The sequence below is a fragment of the Kitasatospora phosalacinea genome, from assembly GCF_030268885.1.
In the GTDB taxonomy this organism is placed as follows: Bacteria; Actinomycetota; Actinomycetes; order Streptomycetales; family Streptomycetaceae; genus Kitasatospora; species Kitasatospora phosalacinea_C.
Genome location: NZ_BSSA01000003.1, coordinates 357881 through 374000, shown reverse-complemented (window position 1 = coordinate 374000; position 16120 = coordinate 357881). Strand labels below are relative to the sequence as shown.

General features: G+C 73.3%; 11 protein-coding genes. 7 read left to right on the top strand and 4 right to left on the bottom strand.

Features of this window, described 5'->3' with window-relative positions:
* Positions 1-68: 68 nt before the first annotated feature.
* The 3 genes from gcvH to QSK52_RS07700 all read left to right on the top strand — a co-directional run bounded on the left by gcvH (position 69) and on the right by QSK52_RS07700 (position 3259).
* Positions 69-443 carry a glycine cleavage system protein GcvH gene (gene gcvH, locus QSK52_RS07710; RefSeq protein WP_285734999.1) on the top strand — a complete coding sequence of 125 codons (375 nt, stop codon included), beginning with the start codon at positions 69-71 and terminating at the stop codon, positions 441-443.
* Positions 444-458: 15 nt separating this feature from the next.
* Entirely contained in the window at positions 459-1727 is a 1269-nt protein-coding gene (gene glyA / locus QSK52_RS07705) for a serine hydroxymethyltransferase (RefSeq protein ID WP_285734997.1), read from the top strand.
* 164 nt (positions 1728-1891) lie between these two features.
* A complete protein-coding gene (locus QSK52_RS07700; protein ID WP_285734995.1) occupies positions 1892-3259 on the top strand; it encodes an L-serine ammonia-lyase in 1368 nt (455 codons plus the stop codon).
* A gap of 229 nt (positions 3260-3488) precedes the next feature.
* Here the strand turns inward: QSK52_RS07700 and QSK52_RS07695 are convergent, their stop codons facing one another.
* The 4 genes from QSK52_RS07695 to QSK52_RS07680 form a co-directional block, all read right to left on the bottom strand.
* Complete coding sequence (locus QSK52_RS07695) at positions 3489-3929, bottom strand: ATP-binding protein (RefSeq protein WP_285735117.1); 441 nt, start codon at positions 3927-3929, stop codon at positions 3489-3491.
* Positions 3930-4155: 226 nt separating this feature from the next.
* Complete coding sequence (locus QSK52_RS07690; protein WP_285734993.1) at positions 4156-5364, bottom strand: L,D-transpeptidase; 1209 nt, start codon at positions 5362-5364, stop codon at positions 4156-4158.
* A gap of 182 nt (positions 5365-5546) precedes the next feature.
* Positions 5547-6812, bottom strand: a complete 1266-nt coding sequence (locus tag QSK52_RS07685; RefSeq protein ID WP_285734991.1) for a L,D-transpeptidase — start codon at positions 6810-6812, stop codon at positions 5547-5549.
* A 177-nt stretch (positions 6813-6989) separates the two neighbouring features.
* Complete coding sequence (locus tag QSK52_RS07680; protein ID WP_285734989.1) at positions 6990-8183, bottom strand: L,D-transpeptidase; 1194 nt, start codon at positions 8181-8183, stop codon at positions 6990-6992.
* Positions 8184-8402: 219 nt separating this feature from the next.
* On the opposite strand from QSK52_RS07680, the gene glgX reads away from it, so the two are divergent.
* The 4 genes from glgX to QSK52_RS07660 all read left to right on the top strand — a co-directional run bounded on the left by glgX (position 8403) and on the right by QSK52_RS07660 (position 16040).
* A complete protein-coding gene (gene glgX / locus QSK52_RS07675; protein ID WP_285734987.1) occupies positions 8403-10604 on the top strand; it encodes a glycogen debranching protein GlgX in 2202 nt (733 codons plus the stop codon).
* 121 nt (positions 10605-10725) lie between these two features.
* The gene (locus QSK52_RS07670; RefSeq protein ID WP_285734985.1) at positions 10726-12570 is read left to right on the top strand and encodes an ABC transporter ATP-binding protein; all 1845 of its coding nucleotides are present in this window, start codon (positions 10726-10728) and stop codon (positions 12568-12570) included.
* Positions 12567-14399: an ABC transporter ATP-binding protein gene (locus tag QSK52_RS07665; RefSeq protein WP_285734983.1), complete on the top strand. Its 1833-nt coding sequence runs from the start codon at positions 12567-12569 to the stop codon at positions 14397-14399. Before QSK52_RS07670 ends, QSK52_RS07665 begins: the two co-directional genes overlap by 4 nt.
* Positions 14400-14552: 153 nt before the next feature.
* Positions 14553-16040 (top strand): amino acid permease, encoded by a 1488-nt coding sequence (locus tag QSK52_RS07660; protein WP_285734981.1) that lies wholly within the window; start codon positions 14553-14555, stop codon positions 16038-16040.
* Positions 16041-16120: the final 80 nt, after the last annotated feature.

The window sequence follows — 16120 nt, the reverse complement described above, 5'->3', positions numbered from 1 at the left end:
CCTTTTCCGGTTCGTCCGCCCAGCGGACGGCCGCGCCCTCCCCTCCCGCGATCCTGGAGAATGACGCCATGAGCAACCCCACGCACCTGCAGTACACCAAGGAGCACGAGTGGCTGGCCGCCGCCGTGGACGGGGTGTCGACGGTCGGCATCACCGCGCACGCGGCCGACGCCCTCGGCGACATCGTCTACGTCCAGCTCCCGGCGGTGGGTGACACCGTCACCGCGGGTGAGACCTGTGGCGAGCTTGAGTCCACCAAGTCGGTCAGCGACCTCTACTCCCCCGCCACCGGCGAGGTCACCGAGGTCAACCAGGCCGTCATCGACGAGCCGGCCCTGGTCAACTCGGAGCCCTTCGAGGGCGGTTGGCTGTTCAAGGTCCGGGTCGAGGCGACCGACGAGCTGCTCGACGCCGACGGCTACACCGCCTTCACCGGCGCCTGACCGGGAGATCCCCTCATGACGGTCCTCAACCAGTCCCTCCACGCGCTCGACCCGGAGATCGCCGCCGCGGTCGACGCCGAGCTGCACCGCCAGCAGACCACCCTGGAAATGATCGCCTCCGAGAACTTCGCCCCGGTGGCGGTCATGGAGGCCCAGGGCTCGGTGCTCACCAACAAGTACGCCGAGGGCTACCCCGGCCGCCGCTACTACGGCGGCTGCGAGCACGTCGACGTGGTCGAGCAGATCGCCATCGACCGGATCAAGGAGCTGTTCGGCGCCGAGCACGCCAACGTGCAGCCGCACTCCGGCGCGCAGGCGAACGCCGCGGCGATGTTCGCGCTGATCCAGCCGGGCGACACCATCCTGGGCCTGAACCTGGCCCACGGCGGTCACCTGACCCACGGCATGAAGATCAACTTCTCCGGCAAGCTCTACAACGTGGTCGCCTACCACGTGGACGAGAAGTCCGGCCAGGTCGACATGGCCGAGGTCGAGCGCCTCGCCAAGGAGCACCAGCCCAAGCTGATCATCGCCGGTTGGTCCGCCTACCCCCGCCAGCTGGACTTCGCCGAGTTCCGCCGGGTCGCGGACGAGGTCGGCGCCCTGCTGATGGTCGACATGGCGCACTTCGCCGGCCTGGTCGCCGCCGGTCTGCACCCCTCCCCGGTGCCGTACGCGGACGTGGTCACCACCACCACCCACAAGACCCTGGGCGGCCCGCGCGGCGGCGTCATCCTCTCCAAGGCCGAGCACGCCAAGAAGATCAACTCCGCGGTCTTCCCCGGCCAGCAGGGCGGCCCGCTGGAGCACGTGATCGCCGCCAAGGCCGTCGCGTTCAAGGTCGCGGCCTCCGAGGAGTTCAAGGAGCGCCAGCGCCGCACCCTGGAGGGCGCGAAGATCCTCGCCGAGCGCCTGCTCCAGGACGACGTGACCTCCTCCGGCGTCTCCGTGCTGTCCGGCGGCACCGACGTCCACCTGGTCCTGGTCGACCTGCGCAACAGCGAGCTCAACGGCCAGGACGCCGAGGACCGCCTGCACGAGGTCGGCATCACGGTCAACCGCAACGCCGTCCCGAACGACCCGCGTCCGCCGATGGTCACCTCCGGCCTGCGCATCGGCACCCCGGCGCTGGCCACCCGCGGCTTCGGCGCCGAGGACTTCCGCGAGGTCGCCGACGTCATCGCCGAGGCCCTCAAGCCCGGCTTCGACGGGGCGAAGGCCGAGGCCCTCAAGGCCCGGGTCACCGCCCTCGCGGCCAAGCACCCGCTCTACCCCGAGCTGTAAGCAGCACCCCGCTCGTCCGGCCGCCCGACCGGTGGCCCACCCGAGCTTTCCCGGGGCACCGCGCACACTGGAAGACGTGCGCGCGGTGCCCCGTCCCATGCGCGCCCCCGCCCCGACCGGGCGGGGCGGCACCCCACCACGAGACCGGACAAGGACGTCACCCCGTGGCCATCAGCGTCTTCGACCTCTTCTCCATCGGCATCGGCCCCTCCTCCTCGCACACCGTCGGCCCGATGCGCGCGGCCCGGATGTTCGCCCGCCGCCTCAACACCGAGGGCCTGCTGGAACGGGTCGCCACCGTCCGGGCCGAGCTGTACGGCTCGCTCGGCGCCACCGGCCACGGCCACGGCACCCCCAAGGCCGTCCTGCTCGGCCTGGAGGGCCACTCCCCCCGCACGGTCGACGTCGACCGCGCCGACCTCGACGTCGAGCGCATCCGCGCCGAGAAGCGGCTCAGCCTGCTCGGCCGCCACGAGATCCCCTTCGACCCCGACCACGACCTCGTCCTGCACCGCCGCAAGGCCCTCCCGTACCACGCCAACGGCATGGCCCTGTGGGCGTACGACGCCTCCGGCGAGGTGCTGCTGGAGAAGACCTACTACTCGGTCGGCGGCGGCTTCGTGGTCGACGAGGACGCCATCGGCGAGGCCCGGGTCAAGCCCGACGACACCGTCCTGCGCCACCCCTTCCGCACCGGCGAGGAACTGCTGCGCCTCACCCGGGAGACCGGCCTGTCCATCTCCGGCCTGATGCTGGAGAACGAGAAGGCCTGGCGCACCGAGGCCGAGATCCGGGCCGGACTGCTGGAGATCTGGGCCGTCATGAAGGAGTGCGTCGCCGCGGGCATGGCCCGCGAGGGAATCCTCCCCGGCGGCCTCAAGGTCCGCCGCCGCGCCGCCAGCGCCGCCCGCGCCCTGCGCGCCGAGGGCGTCGGCCCGGGCAACGCGATGGAGTGGGTCACCCTCTACGCGATGGCGGTCAACGAGGAGAACGCCTCCGGCCGCCGCGTCGTCACCGCCCCCACCAACGGCGCCGCGGGCATCATCCCCGCCGTCCTGCACTACTACCTGAACTTCATCCCCGGCGCGGACGAGGACGGCATCGTCCGCTTCCTGCTCGCCGCGGGCGCGATCGGCATGCTCTTCAAGGAGAACGCCTCCATCTCCGGCGCCGAGGTCGGCTGCCAGGGCGAGGTCGGCTCCGCCTGCTCGATGGCCGCCGGCGGCCTCGCCGAGGTCCTCGGCGGCAGCCCCGAGCAGGTCGAGAACGCCGCCGAGATCGGCATCGAGCACAACCTCGGCCTCACCTGCGACCCGGTCGGCGGCCTGGTCCAGATCCCCTGCATCGAGCGCAACGGCATGGCCTCCGTGAAGGCCGTCACCGCCGCCCGGATGGCCCTGCGCGGCGACGGCCGGCACCACGTCTCGCTCGACAAGGCGATCAAGACCATGAAGGAGACCGGCGCCGACATGAAGGTCAAGTACAAGGAGACCTCGCGCGGCGGCCTGGCGGTGAACGTCATCGAGTGCTGAGCCCCGGCGCCCCCCTCCCGGAAACGGTACGGGGCCCCTGTCCGCGGTTGTTCGCGGTCCGGGGCCCCTGTGCGTCATCCGGGGGCCAAGGGGGTGCGTGCCACCGGATGGGGTGTGTCGGGTTGTGCTGCCCGACTTGCATGACTATCGCACGCTATGGGCGGGCGGACAAAATCGAAACCAAGGCGTGTGGCTGAGTTCACCTTCGGATGCCAGGCAGCGGGTGGGATCAGACGGTGGCGGCGGCGGTGGCCCGTTCGCGGATCTTCATCTCGAACCAGACGCCCTTGCCGCGCGGCAGCAGGTCGGCGCCCCAGCGGTCGGCGAGGGACTCGACCAGGCGCAGGCCGTGGCCGTTCTGGTAGCCGACCTCGGGGGCCTGGATCAGGCAGGGCAGCGCACGGGAGGAGTCGCGGACCTCGACCCGGAGCCAGCCGGGGCGGCGGGTGACCTTGAGGCCGATCATCCGGCCCCCGGTGTGCCGGACGGCGTTGGCGACGAGTTCACCGGTGAGCAACTCCCCCGCCTCCATGAGCTGGTGGAGTTTCCACGTCCGTAAGACCGAGAGCACCAGCCGCCGGGCCACCCCGGCGGACTGCGGGCGGGAGGGGAGGCGGACCTCCTCCGCGGCGTCGGGGTCGCTGAGGACGCCGAAGAAGAGGTGCTCCATCTCCTCCGGCGTCAGCCGCTCCAGGTCGGCCAGCACCACGCCGGAGCCGATCCCTGACGGATCGTCACCGGGGGTGCGGGCCGGTGGAAGTGATGACCGCTCTGCTTCGCCCCATGCCGCCATGCGCCCCATCATTGCGGAACGCGAGCAGGCGCGTACGGACAATGAGCAAACGATCACTATTCATGTGGCATATGCCGTCAGCAACCGAACGGACGCCCGAGCGTCACCACTGTCCCCAGGGGATGTTCCAGCCGCCCAGTCCGTTGGACGCGTCGACCACCGGCCCCTTGGAGTTGACCACCTTGAACACGTCCCCGACCAGGCTGGAGTCGTAGAGCTTGCCCGCCGGGGTGCTCGGGCTGCCGGACTTGGTGTCGGTGACGCCGATGCAGCCGTGGCTGGCGTTGGAGCTGCCGATCGCGCTGCCGCTCCACGAGTTGCCGTGCACGTAGGTGCCCGAGTCCGTCAACCTCATGGCGTGCGGAACCACCAGGTCGTACTCGTCGCCGGAGCCCTCCTTGGTGACGCCGGCCGAGGTCATCCGGGTGGTGCCCTCCTTGGCCTCCACCACCATGACGCCGTTCCAGGTGTCGTAGCCGGGCTTGCCCGCGGTGAACGCGACGGTGTCGACCTGCTGGCCGTCCCGGACGACCGCCATCTTGTGGGTGCTGACGTCGACGGTGGAGACCTGCGAGCGGCCGATGGTGAACGGCTCGTCCTTGTCCACGTCGCCGTAGACGCCGGGCGCGGTCTCCACGTTCTTCAGCTTGTAGTGGATGGTGACCTTGGTGCCGGGGTTCCAGTAGTTCTCCGGCCGGAAGTCGACCCGCTTGTCGCCGAACCAGTGGCCCTTGACCTTGGTGCCGTCGGAGGCCTCGAAGGTGATGCCGGCCTCCACCGCCTCCTTGTTCTTCACCGACCGGTCGAACCGCACCGAGACGATCATGCCGACGCCGTAGGTCCCGTCGTCGGCGATGTTGTCGCTGGTGCCGGCCTCCTTGTCGGGGGTGAGGGTGGTGAAGGTGGAGCGCGCGTTGGCGACCACGCCCTTGGCGTCCTCGGCGAGCGCGTCCACGGTGTAGGCGGTGCTGACCGCCAGGCCCGCCTTGGGGGCCCAGCCGGTGCCGTCGGCGGTGAGCTCGCCCGGGACCTCGGTGCCGTCCGGGCCGGTGACCTTGACCGAGGTGAGCTTGCCGTTGGCGGCCGAGACCTTGACCGCGCCGGTCGGCTTGACGCCGGTGGTGCCGTTGGCGGGTTCGATCGCGATGCTCGCGGCCGAGGCCGCGGGGCTCGCGCCCCCGGAGGCCGCGGCGCCGGCGGAGGCCGGGCCCGTGGGGCTGTCGGCCTTCGCCGAACCGGTGCTGCACCCGGCCGTCGTGACCATCAGGACCAGGGCGCCCGCGAGCGCCCCCACCGCGTGTCCCGCGCGCATCGCCTTCACGTTTCCGCTCTCCCCACACCGCGCACCCGGGCCGGTCGGGTGACCGGCCTTTCGGTTGATATGACGGGTCGGGCGGCGGAAACGTTGCGGGTGAAGTGTCCCGGTACGGTCACGAACGGCCGACGGCCCGGCGGTCGGCTGACCACCGGGCCGTCACCGCACGGGCGCCGGGCCTACCACTTGCTCCACGGGATGGTCCAGCCGCTCCAGCCGTTGTCGCCGGAGACGGTCTGGCCCTTGGAGTTCTTGATCTTCACCACGTCCCCGACCATCGAGGACTTGAAGAACTTGCCGCCGTTGGTGCTGTCGCTGCCGCCCTTGGCGTCGGCCAGGCCGACGCAGCCGTGGCTGGCGTTGGACTTGCCGAAGGCGCTGCTCCAGTAGTTGCCGTGCACGTAGGTGCCGGAGGTGGTCAGGCGCATCGCGTGCGGCACGTCCTGGACGTCGTACTCGGCGCCCTTGACGTTGGCGACGGTGGCCGAGTTCATCCGGGTGACCACCTCCTTGGAGGAGATCACCATGGTGCCGTTCCAGGACGGGTTGTCGTCGTTGCCCGCGGTGATCGGGATGACCTCGGTCTTGCCGCCGCCGTGGTCCACCGTCATGGTGTGGGCCGCCGCGTCCACCGTGGAGACCTGGTAGCGGCCGATGGTGAACGGCTCGTCCTTGTCGATGTCGCCGTACACGCCGGGGGCCACCTCGACGTTCTTCAGGCGGTACTTGACCGTCACCTTGGTGCCGGGCGCCCAGAAGTTCTCCGGCCGGAAGTCCAGCCGCTGGTCGCCGAACCAGTGGCCGCGGGCCACCGTGCCGTCGGAGCCGGTGACGGTGACGCCCGCCTCCACCGCCTGCTTGTTCTTGATCGACTTGCCGAACCGCACCGAGACGATCATGCCGACGCCGTAGGTGCCGTTGTCGGCGATGTTGTCGTTGGTCGAGGCGGTCTTCGCCGGGGTCAGCGTGGTGAAGCTGGTGGTCGAGGCGGCCACCAGGCCCGCGGAGTCCACCGCCTGCGCGGCGACCGTGTAGGTGGTGCCGACGGCCAGCTGGCCGGTGGGCTTCCAGCTCAGGCCGTCGTCGGCGATCTTGCCCTCGACCGTCTTGCCGTTCTTGTCGGTCACCGCGACGGAGGTGAGCTTCCCGCTCGCCACCGCCACCTGCAGGCCGTCCTTGGGCTGCACGTCGGTCGCGCCGTCGGCGGGCGTGACGGTCAGCTGCGCCGCCGAGGTCTTCGGGGTGGTGTCGGTCGTGGACCCGCCGCCCCCGCCGCCCGCGGTCGCGCCCGCGCTGCCCTTGGCGTCGGTCGAACCGCCGCCGCCGTTGTCGTTGCAGGCCGCGGTGCCGAGCAGCAGCGCGCCGCCCACCAGCAGCGCCGTCGCGGACCGCCTGGCCCGCCGTCCGCGTCCCGCCACCGCCCCGGCCGTACGAACCGTCTCCACTGCGCTGCTCCCCTCCCGGTATTCCCGACGAATACACGTGCTGACGCCCGGGATCGGTTGCACCGGGTCGGCGCCGATCCGGGGTCCGTCCTGCTCTGCTCCGGTCGCGCGCGGTCAGGATAACGGGCCCGTCCGGGTGAATCTTCGGCGGGAGCCCGGTGCCGGTTCGGTGAACCCTCAGCCGCGCCCCAGGGCGCTGCCCGCGGTCCAGTGCGCCCAGTCCAGGTTCCAGTCGGAGAGGCCGTTGTCGGGGGCGACCCGCTCGCCGCGGGAGCCGCGGACCTCGACCACGTCGCCGGTGATGGTGCGGCGGTACAGCCAGCCGGCCGGGGAGTCGTCCGAGCCGCCCTTGGCGTCGGGCAGGCCGATGCAGCCGTGGCTGGTGTTGGCGGCGCCGAAGACCGCCGGGTCGCTCCAGTAGTTGCCGTGGACGAAGGTGCCGGAGGCGGTCAGCCGCAGCGCGTGCGGGACGTCCTTGATGTCGTACTCGTCGCCGAGCCCGACCGTCTGCGAGTTCATCCTGGTCTCCTCGAAGCGCTCGGAGACCACCATGGTGCCCAGGTAGGTGGAGTGCTCGGGGCTGCCGCCGCTGACCGGCAGGGTGCGCAGCACCCGGCCGTCCTGGCGGACGGTCATGGTGTGGGCGTCCAGGTCGACGACGGCGACCAGCGAGCGGCCGACGGTGAAGTGCACGTCCTTGTCCTGGGTGCCGAGGTAGCCGGGCGCGCCCTCGACGTCCTTGAGCCGCAGCAGCAGGGTGACCCGGGTGCCGGCCGGCCAGTAGGCGCGGGGGCGGAAGTCCAGCCGCTGGTCGCCGAACCAGTGCGGGGCGACCTCCAGCGGCGGGTCGGCGGTGACGGCGACCGCCTTCTCGACCGCGGCCCGGTTCGCGATCGGGTGCGAGAAGCGCAGCGCGACGGGCATGCCGACGCCGACGGTGGAGCCGTCCTCGGGGGCGAAGAAGCCGACGAAGGTGTGCTCGGGGGCGGCGGTGGCGAAGGCCGCGTGCTGGACGGCGCGCAGGCCCGCGTCGTCCTCGGCGACCGCGTCCAGGGTGTACGCGGTGGCGGTGGCGAGCCGGTGGTCGGCCCGCCAGCCGGTGCGGTCGGCGGTGAGCGTGCCGGGGACGGCCGCGCCGCGGTCGTCGGCGAGCCGGACGGTCAGCAGCCGTCCGCCGGTGACCGAGACCGCGACCCGGCCGTCCACCGGGACGTCCTGCGCGCCGTCGCCGGGCTCCACCGCGAGCTGGGCGCGGGAGACCGGCGGGGCCGCGTCGCCGTCCGGGGCCCGGTCGCCGCCGGAGCAGCCCGCCAGCAGCACCAGTCCGAGCGCCGCCGCCCGCCGTGTCCAGAGCCGTACCGCGGCGCGCATGCCGTCCTCCGTGTCCGCATTCGTGAGCTACCACCCGATACCGGACACAACGAGCGATTCCGCTCGCCGGACACGGCCGAATGGTTTCCGCACCCGGCTCCACTGGGCACATGATCGATCACGGTGCGTCACACTGCCCGACCCGGGGTGACGAGGGCCGTCGGACAGGGAACAACCGGAAGAACGGGGACGGGCCCCCGGATGGCTGGGAGGGTCGCCATGACGGCGTGGCAGGAGCTGGGTGCGGGCACGGCCCGGGAGGCGCGGTCGGCCGTCCGGTGGAACGGCTCGGCGCCCCGGCCCGAGGCCGCCCCGCCGTGGCCGGGCAGCTGGCAGCCGCTGGGCGCCCGGTTCCGCACCGACGCGGAGGGCGGCCGGGGCACCAACTTCGCGCTCTGGGCACCGACCGCCGAGGCCGTCGACCTGTGCCTGTTCGACGAGCGCGGCCGGGAGAGCCGGCACCGGCTGACCGAGCAGACGTACCAGACCTGGCACGGCTACCTGCCCGGGGTGCTGCCCGGCACCCGCTACGGCTTCCGCGTGCACGGCCGGTGGGACCCGTGGACCGGCGCCCGGCACAATCCCGCCAAGCTGCTGCTCGACCCGTACGCCCGGGCGGTCGACGGCGCCTACACCGCCCACGACGCGACCTGCGCGGCCGTCCGCAACTGGCCCGAGCGGGACGTGGCGGACACCGTCCGCGACGACCGGGACTCCGCGCCGTACGTGCCCAAGGCCGTGGTGGTGCACGACGACGACGACTGGTACGACGACCAGCGGCCGAAGACCCCGTGGGCCGAGACGGTGCTGTACGAGCTGCACGTGCGCGGCTTCACCATGCGCCACCCGGAGGTGCCGCCGGAGCTGCGCGGCACCTACGCGGGGCTGGCGCACCCGGCGGCGGTCGCGCACCTGACCCGGCTGGGGGTGACGGCGGTGGAGCTGCTGCCGGTGCACCACCACGTCAGCGAGGACCACCTGCAGGCCCGCGGGCTGGTCAACTACTGGGGCTACAACACGCTCGGCTACTTCGCCCCGCACGCGGGCTACTCGGCGAGCGGCAGCCGGGGCCAGCAGGTCGGCGAGTTCAAGCGGATGGTGCGGGCGCTGCACGCCGCGGGCATCGAGGTGATCCTCGACGTGGTCTACAACCACACCGCCGAACAGGGCGTGATGGGCCCGACGCTCTCCCTGCGCGGCATCGACAACGCGGGCTACTACCGGCCGGACCGCTCCCGCCGCGGCTACGCCGACTACACCGGCTGCGGCAACACGCTGGACACCCGCCGCCCGCAGGTGATCCGGCTGATCACCGACTCGCTGCGGTACTGGGTCGCCGAGATGGGCGTGGACGGCTTCCGCTTCGACCTGGCCGCCGCGCTGGCCCGCGGCGGGGACGGCGTGGAGATGGAGCACCCCTTCCTCGCCGCCGTCTCGCAGGACCCGCTGCTCAGCCGGGTCAAGCTGATCGCCGAGCCGTGGGACGTCGGCCCGGGCGGCTACCAGGTCGGCGGCTTCCCGCCGCTGTGGGGCGAGTGGAACGACCACTACCGGGACACCGTCCGGGACTTCTGGCGCGGCGCCCGGCCGGACGTGCGGGAGCTGGCGACCCGGCTCTCCGGCTCCTCCGACCTGTACCAGCGCGGCGGCCGCCGCCCGTACGCCTCGGTCAACTTCGTCACCGCGCACGACGGCTTCACGCTGCGCGACCTGGTCAGCTACGACCGCAAGCACAACGGCGCCAACGGCGAGGACAACCGGGACGGCACGGACGACAACCGGTCCTGGAACCACGGCGCGGAGGGCGACAGCGACGACCCGGCGGTCCGCTCGCTGCGGGTGCGCCAGCTGCGCAACCTGCTGACCACGCTGCTGCTCTCCAGCGGGGTGCCGATGATCACCGCGGGCGACGAGATGGGGCGCACCCAGGGCGGCAACAACAACGCGTACTGCCAGGACAACGAGACCAGTTGGCTGGACTGGTCGCTGCTGGACGACCCGGACTGGCGCTCGCTGACCGAACTGACCGCCAAGCTGGTGCACCTGCGCCGGGCCCACCCGGTGCTGCGGCAGCGGGCGTTCTTCTCCGGCCGCCCGGCCGGGCCGGACGGGCAGCGGGACCTGACCTGGCTGACCCCGGCGGGCCGGGAGATGACCGACGCGGACTGGTTCTCGCCAGGGCAGGCACTGGCGATGCGGCTGTCCGGCCGGGCGATGTCCGAGCGCGACCAGCAGGGCCGCGAGGTCCGGGACGCCGACTTCCTGCTGCTGCTGAACGCCGCCGCCGAGCCCCGGCGCTTCACCCTGCCCGGCCCGCACGTCCCGGTGCTGGACACCGCGCTGGCCGGGGCGCCGGACGCGGTGCCGGTGACGGAGGTGCTGCTGACCGGCCGCTCGGCGGTGCTGCTGACCGCGGGGTGAACCCGGCGGGGCCGATCCGCCCGGCCCCCGCCCGGCCCCCGTCCGCAGCCTGGCCGGATCTCGCCGACAGGGGCAAAAAACCGGATGAGAAATGTCGGCGGGACGGCCTACCCTCTCGGCGATGGCCGAGAACCAGACCCCCGCTCCGCCCACCCCCGCGGACCCGAACGAACCGTCCACCGACGGCGCCCAGGCCCCACCCGCACCGGCACCCCGGTCCGCGGTGCGCTCGCTGCTGCGCCTGTGGCCCTACGCGCGCGAGGCCCGCTGGCGGATCTTCGGCTCGATGGCCGCCGCCGGGCTCGCCTCGCTCAGCGTGCTGGCCGTCCCGGTCGTGCTGCGCCGGATCGTCGACGGCCCGGTCGCCGAGCGCGACCTGTCCGGCCTGTGGCCGCTGGCCGGGGCGCTGCTGCTGCTCGGCGTCGCCGAGGCGGCGCTGTTCGGCGTCCGCCGGGTGATCGTGGCCCGCCCGCTCGCCAGGGTCGAGACCAGGCTCCGCGGAGACCTGTTCGCCAAGCTCCAGCGGCTGCCGATCTCCTTCCATGACCGCTGGCCCTCCGGCCAGCTGCTCTCCCGGGCCACCTCGGACCTGTTCGTGCTGCGGCTGTTCCTGGCCTTCCCACTGGTCTTCCTGGTGGTCAACTCCACGGTCTTCCTGACCGGCACCGCGCTGATGTTCGCGCTGGACTGGCGGCTGGCCCTGATCACCCTCGTCCCGGCCGTCCCGCTGCTGTTCTTCACCCGCCGCTTCGAGGCCGGGTACTCGGCGGCCTCCCGGCTCGCCCAGGACCAGAACGGCGACCTCGCCACGGTGGTCGAGGAGTCGGTGCTCGGCATCCGGATCCTCAAGGCGTTCGGCCGGCACCGCACCATGGCCGAGGAGTTCCGCCGCCGCAGCGCCGAACTGCGCGGGACCGAGCTGCGCAAGGCCGGCCTGCTCGGCAACCTCTGGGCGGTCATCGTCGGTCTGCCCGAGCTCGCCCTCGGCGCCGCCCTGGCCACCGGCGCCGTCCTGGTCGCCCACGACCAGCTCTCGGTCGGCACCCTGGTCGCCTTCCTGTCCACCGCGCTCGCCCTGCGCTGGCCGGTCGAGTCGATCGGCTGGCTGCTCGGCTTCGCCGCCGAGGCCGCCAGCGCCGCCAACCGCTACTTCGAGGTGATGGACGAACCGGAACCGGCCGACCCGCCGTCCGGCCTCGCCCCCTCCGGGGACCGCGGCATCCGCTTCACCGGCGTCCGCTTCCGCTACCCCGACGCGCCCGCCGACAGCCCCGACCTGCTGGCCGGCGTCGACCTGCACGTCCGCCCCGGCGAGACGCTCGCCCTGGTCGGCGCCACCGGCAGCGGCAAGACCACCCTCACCGCGCTGCTCCCCCGGCTGTACGAGCCCACCGCGGGCTCGATCACCCTGGACGGCACCGACATCCGCGACCTGCCGCGCGAGCGGCTGCGCCGCGAGGTCGCCGTCGCCTTCGAGGAGCCCACCCTGTTCTCCGCCACCGTCCGGGAGAACGTCCTGATGGGCGCCCCCGACGCGGCCCCCGAGCAGGTCGCCGCCGCCCTCGCCACCGCGCAGGCCGGTTTCGTCGACCGGCTCCCCGACGGCCTCGACACCGAGGTCGGCGAGCAGGGCCTGAGCCTGTCCGGCGGCCAGCGCCAGCGCCTCGCACTGGCCCGCGCCGTGGTCGGCGGGCCCCGCTTCCTCGTCCTGGACGACCCGCTCTCCGCGCTCGACGTGCACACCGAGGCCCTGGTCGAGCGCGCCCTGCGGCAGGTCCTGGCCGACACCACCGCCCTGGTCGTCGCGCACCGCCCGTCCACCGTGCTGCTCGCCGACCGGGTCGCGCTGCTGGCCGACGGCCGGATCGCCGCCGTCGGCACCCACCAGGAGCTGCTGCGCTCCTGTCCCGCCTACCGGGCCCTGATGTCCGGCGAGCCCGAGCTGGAAGGGGCGCTGGCCCGATGAGCACCGCCGTCGCCGAACCCGCCGTCGCGGAGGACGACCTCCTCCCCCCGGCCGCCGACGACCAGGACATCCCCGTCCCGCCCGGCGCCCCGCGCGCCCTGCTCGGCTCGCTGCTGGCCCCGCACCGCCGCCGGATCGCCGTCGCCGTCCTCGCCGTCCTGCTCCAGCAGGCCGCCCTGCAGGCCGGTCCGCTGCTGGTCGCCGTCGCCATCGACCGCGGCATCCCCGCCCTGCGCGACCACGACTCCGGGCCGCTGGTCGCCGTCACCGCCGCGTACCTCGGCTGCGCGCTGCTCGCCACCCTGCTGCAGCGGGCGTTCATCCGGTTCGCCGCCCGGATCAACCAGGACGTCCTGCTGGACCTGCGCGGCCGGATCTTCCGGCACGCCCAGCGGCTCAGCCTCGACTTCCACGAGCGCTACACCTCCGGCCGGATCATCTCCCGCGCCACCAGCGACGTGGACACCCTGCGCGAACTGCTCGCCGAGGGCCTGCAGGAACTCCTGATGGTCTGCCTGTCCGTCGGCTACATCACGGTCGTGCTGGTCGTGGTCGACTGGCGCCTCGGCCTGGCCGCGCTGGTCTCCTTCCTGCCGATGTACCTGATCATCCGCTCCTTCCGGCGCCGCTCCCAGCAGGTCTACCGCCGCTCCCGCACCGTCACCGCCGCGCTCATCGTCCGCTTCACCGAGACCATGAACGGCATCCGCCCGGTGCAGGCGTTCCGCCGCGAGGCCGCCAACGAGGAGGCGTTCGGCACCGTCAACCGGCAGTCCGCCACCGCCACCGCGGACGGCCTGCTGGAGATGGCCCGGTACGTCTTCCTCTCCCGGCTCACCGCCAACGTCTGGATCACCGGCGTGGTCGTCCTCGGCGCCTTCCTGGTCACCGACGGCAGCCTCGAACTCGGCGTCCTCACCGCCTTCGTGCTCTACCTGCGCCGCCTGTACGACCCGATCGACCAGCTGGCGATGTTCCTCAACAGCTACCAGTCCGCGGCCGCCGCCCTGGAGAAGATGGCCGGCCTGCTCGCCCACGAGCCGTCCGTCCCCGAGCCCGCCGAGCCCGCCGAACTGCCCGCCGCCGCGGGCAAGGGCCGCGAGGTCGCCTTCCGCTCGGTCTCCTTCGCCTACGCCAACGGCAAGCAGGTGCTGCCCGCGTTCGACCTGCGGCTCCCGGCCGGTCGGACCACCGCCGTGGTCGGCGCCACCGGCGCGGGCAAGTCCACCCTCGCCAAGCTGCTCGCCCGCTTCTACGACCCCACCTCCGGCACCGTCGCCCTCGACGGCGTCGACCTGCGCGAACTCTCCACCGCCGACCTGCGCGCCAACGTCGTGATGGTCACCCAGGAGTCCTTCCTCTTCTCCGGGACGGTCGCCGAGAACATCGCCGTCGGCAAGCCCGACGCCACCCGCGCCGAGGTCGAGGCCGCCGCCCGCGCGATCGGCGCCCACGCGTTCATCGCCGCCCTCCCCGACGGCTACGACACCGACGTCCGCAAGCGCGGCGGCCGCATCTCCGCCGGGCAGCGCCAACTCGTCGCCTTCGCCCGCGCCCTGCTCGCCGACCCGGCCGTCCTGATCCTGGACGAGGCCACCTCCTCGCTGGACGTCCCCGGCGAACAGGCCGTCCAGCACGCCATGCGGACCGTCCTGGCCGGCCGCACCGCCGTGATCATCGCCCACCGCCTCTCCACCGTCGAGATCGCCGACCGCGTCCTCGTCATGGACCAGGGCCGCATCGTCGAGGACGGCACCCCCGCCGCCCTCGTCGCGGGCGAGGGCCGCTTCGCCACCCTCCACCGGACCTGGAAGGACAGCCTGGTGTAGGGACGAGCACCGCCGGGGGCTCGGGAGAGCCCCTGATCGGGCTTCCCGTGAGGAGAAGGCAACTCCCGGGCAACTCCCGGGCAACATCCGGGAATCCGCAGGCCCCTAATTTCTGTCACCCGACAGAAAACGCCTGCGGAAGGCCGGTGCCCCATGACCACCAGCACGACGTCCGCGCCCCCGGCCGCCGCCGTCGCGGCCGACTACCCCCAGCAACTGCACCGCACCATCGGCCGGTTCGGCTCCTTCGCAGCCGGCTTCTCCTTCATCTCGGTGCTCACCACGGTCTTCCAGCTGTTCGCGTTCGGCTACGGCGCCGCCGGCCCGGCCTTCGTCTGGACCTGGCCCGTCGTCCTGCTCGGCCAACTGCTGGTGGCCGCGTGCTTCGCCGAACTCGCGGCCCGCCACCCCTTCTCGGGCGCGATCTACCAGTGGGCGAGCCGGATGGCCGGCCCGGTGTACGGGTGGTTCACGGGCTGGCTGATGGTGCTGGGCCAGGTCGTCGTGGTGGCGGCGGCCGCCCTCGCGCTGCAGGTGGTGCTGCCCGCCCTGTGGTCCGGCTTCCAGCTGCTGGGCGGCGACCCGTCGCCGACCACGGCGAGCGGCGCGGCGAACGCCGTGCTGCTCGGGGCGGCGCTGATCGCGCTGACCACCGTGGTGAACGCCGTCGACAACCGGGTGCTGACGCTGGTCAACGGGGTCGGGGTGGGCGCGGAGATCCTGGGCATCGCGCTGATCGTGGTGGCGCTGTTCGGCCACGCCGAGCAGCCCCCGCGGGAACTGCTGCACACCGCGCCGGGCAGCGGCGGCGGGTGGGCGCTGCTGGTGGGGGCGTTCACCGCGGCGTACGTGATGATCGGGTTCGACAGCGCGGGCGAGCTCTCCGAGGAGACCCTGGCCCCGCGCCGGACGGCGCCCCGGACGATCCTGACCGCGCTGGCCGCCGCGGGCCTGGCCGGCGGGCTGCTGCTGCTCGGCGGGGTGCTGGCCGCACCGAGCCTGACCGACGGGCGGCTGGCGGCGGAGGGGCTGCCGTACGTGCTGACCAGCCGGCTGGGCGACGGGCTCGGGCGGGTGCTGCTCGCCGACGTCGCGGTCGCGGTGTGCGTCGGCACCCTGGCGATGCAGACGGCGGGCGCCCGGATGGTGTTCTCGATGGCCCGCGACGGTGCGCTGCCGGGGTGGCGCCGCCTGTCCGCGGTCGCGCCGCGCAGCGGGATGCCGCGCTGGGCGGCGCTCGCGGTGGGCGCCCCGGCGGTCGGTTTCCTGCTGCTCAACCTGGCCGCCCCGGCGGCGTTCGTGGCGCTCTCCTCGACCTGCGTGGCCCTGGTGTACGCGGCGTACGCCCTGGTGGTGGGCGCGGTGCTGGTCCGCCGCCTGCGCGGCCTGCCGCTGGGCGAGGGCGCGCCCGCGACGGACGAGACGGGCCGCCCGCTGTTCTCGCTGGGCCGCTGGGGCCTGCCGGTGAACGCGGCGGCGCTGCTGTACGGGGTGGCGATGACGGTGAACCTGGCGTGGCCGCGCGCCGCCGTGTACGACCCGGAGGGCGGCCACTGGTACCTGCGCTGGTTCGCCCTGCTGACCTTCGCCGCCGCCCTCGCCACCGGCGCGGCCTACCGCCTGCGCCGCCGACGCCCCTGACCGCCCCGCCCCGCCACCGCCCCGCCCACGGCCGCCCGCACCCCGGGCGGCCTCCGCGCGTCCGCGCCGCCCGGCCCCCT

What these genes read in the sequence shown, in the direction of transcription:
- QSK52_RS07690 (WP_285734993.1), bottom strand. Translation starts at nt 5,364, where the DNA reads ATGCGCGCGGGACACGCGGTGGGGGCGCTCGCGGGCGCCCTGGTCCTG.
- glgX (WP_285734987.1), top strand. Translation starts at nt 8,403, where the DNA reads ATGACGGCGTGGCAGGAGCTGGGTGCGGGCACGGCCCGGGAGGCGCGG.
- QSK52_RS07695 (WP_285735117.1), bottom strand. Translation starts at nt 3,929, where the DNA reads ATGGAGCACCTCTTCTTCGGCGTCCTCAGCGACCCCGACGCCGCGGAG.
- QSK52_RS07660 (WP_285734981.1), top strand. Translation starts at nt 14,553, where the DNA reads ATGACCACCAGCACGACGTCCGCGCCCCCGGCCGCCGCCGTCGCGGCC.
- glyA (WP_285734997.1), top strand. Translation starts at nt 459, where the DNA reads ATGACGGTCCTCAACCAGTCCCTCCACGCGCTCGACCCGGAGATCGCC.
- QSK52_RS07680 (WP_285734989.1), bottom strand. Translation starts at nt 8,183, where the DNA reads ATGCGCGCCGCGGTACGGCTCTGGACACGGCGGGCGGCGGCGCTCGGA.
- QSK52_RS07665 (WP_285734983.1), top strand. Translation starts at nt 12,567, where the DNA reads ATGAGCACCGCCGTCGCCGAACCCGCCGTCGCGGAGGACGACCTCCTC.
- QSK52_RS07670 (WP_285734985.1), top strand. Translation starts at nt 10,726, where the DNA reads ATGGCCGAGAACCAGACCCCCGCTCCGCCCACCCCCGCGGACCCGAAC.
- gcvH (WP_285734999.1), top strand. Translation starts at nt 69, where the DNA reads ATGAGCAACCCCACGCACCTGCAGTACACCAAGGAGCACGAGTGGCTG.